Here is a 1,873-nt window from a genome sequence, read left to right on the forward strand (position 1 = left end):
GATATGTACATGATTAAAAAGACCATTACGAGAGCCCTCAGAGATCAAGTATTAAGTGCAGTGATGCCATCTCTTCCAAAGAAGATGGTCAGTCATTATGTGGGGCAAGTGGCTTACGGACAGTGGCCGCGACCCCTTTCGCAGTTGTCGGTAAAGGCCTTTGCGCAACTCGTGGGGATCAACACGGAAGAGGCCGAAAAGCCTTTAAGTGAATACAAAAATATTGGCGAATTTTTTTCACGAAAACTTAAAAAAGGCGCGCGCCCGATTCAAGGCGAGCGGGTCCATCCTTGTGATAGCCGTATTACACAAAATGGAAAGATCGTTTCGGGCGTTCTCATTCAAGCCAAGGGAATTAAATATACTTTAGACGAATTTTTACCACAGTCGCCTTGGGTCGGAAACATGGAAGGCGGGAACTTTACCACTTACTATTTGAGTCCGAAGGACTACCACCGTGTGCATTCCCCGGTGAAGGGGGAGATCCATTGGATGAAGTACTTCCCAGGAGAGCTTTGGCCGGTGAACATTTGGAGTTTGCGAAACATTCCAGGAGTTCTGGCGATCAATGAGCGCGTGGCGATGGGGATCGAAACGGCACAGGGCAAAATGATTCTGACGATGGTCGGCGCCACCAATGTGGGAAGCATGAGTTTTAGTTTTGATAAGTCGGTCGTCACCAATGAATACCCCTTTAAAAATCGTCGTCTTCAGATTGATTATCCGTCCCCGATTTCGGTGAACACAGGAGATGAGCTCGGCACCTTCAATTTAGGAAGCACCGTCGTATTGCTCACAGAGTCCACTTTGAACTGGCCCCTTCAAGATCCCAAGCGCGTAAAGATGGGCGAATCCCTTTAGCGCCAATCCTCGACCATGGTGGGTATCTCATTGTCGCATATTTAGAATTTTTTGTCCCTGACCGATGAGAACTCTGAGTTATTAAGGAGTTCGCTATGAAGATATTTTTGGCTATTTTGACCGGCATTATTTTTGTGGGATGTTCTTCTTCGTCGAGTCAGCGTTCTCCTGCGAGCCGAGCGGGTCGCCCTTATTCGGAGCCCAAAACAATGAATCGTCATTCTATGGACACTGAGTCCTTATTCCAAGCCTGTCTTCGCGAATGGCCGGAGCTTTACTGTCGCAACAGAATGGGCCGATAGTCCGCGCTGAAATCCTGCTAAAATTTGACTTTAAAAGTAATCCCGAGCACTATTCCAGGCGATGAGTGCTGTGTCCCGCAACTTACAGTGGTTTCTATTAGGTTTTGTTTCGGCGTTGGGCTGTTTGGTCCTCGTCGTTTGCGCGATCTTCTATTTCTTTTCTCCTTTGGTCAAATTTGACGAATCCACAGGCACTGTTTCGCTCTTGGGCGGGGCCATGGATATCGAGGCCAAAACGATGATCACAGAGCTGTCGAAGGATAGCTCCTTTGTTTTTGGCGCGATCGAAGGGGTGAGCGAAATGAGCGAGGCCACCGAGACTCTGCAGATTAAATTTAGCTCCGGCGAAATTCACGTGGATTACAATCGGACGACGGAATTGAATTGGGACTGTGATGGAGCTGGTAAGGGAGCGCAGATTATCGGAGACGAAAATAAAAAAACTCTCACTTTAGATTTGCGGGGTGCCTTCGTGGATTGTGACATCTCCGTTCCTCATAAAGCCCTCGAAATTTACGGCCAAAGCGGCAAAATCGATGTCGAAAACATTGAGACTGAACTTGATGTAAGTTTGGCAAGTGGCGAAGTTAACTTAGGATTACTCCAGTCCCTAAAGTATAAAATGGATCTCAGTGTCGGTGACGGGGATGTGAATAGTGAAATCGAAGCTTTCAAAAGTGGAGATGGGATTCCGCTCTCTGTGGACATGA

Annotated in this window: 3 protein-coding genes; all 3 read left to right on the forward strand. The window is 47.5% G+C overall.

Annotated features, from left to right (window positions below; translation table 11 throughout):
* On the forward strand, window positions 1-861 hold an 861-nt coding region (asd, locus tag K2Q26_16190; protein ID MBY0317060.1), incomplete at its 5' end, for an archaetidylserine decarboxylase.
* 95 nt (window positions 862-956) lie between these two features.
* A complete protein-coding gene (locus tag K2Q26_16195; GenBank protein ID MBY0317061.1) occupies window positions 957-1,163 on the forward strand; it encodes a hypothetical protein in 207 nt (68 codons plus the stop codon).
* Window positions 1,164-1,233: 70 nt separating this feature from the next.
* The coding region (locus K2Q26_16200; GenBank protein MBY0317062.1) for a DUF4097 family beta strand repeat-containing protein at window positions 1,234-1,873 on the forward strand (640 nt) is incomplete at its 3' end.

The organism is Bdellovibrionales bacterium, assembly GCA_019750295.1.
Lineage (GTDB): Bacteria > Bdellovibrionota > Bdellovibrionia > Bdellovibrionales > JAGQZY01 > JAIEOS01.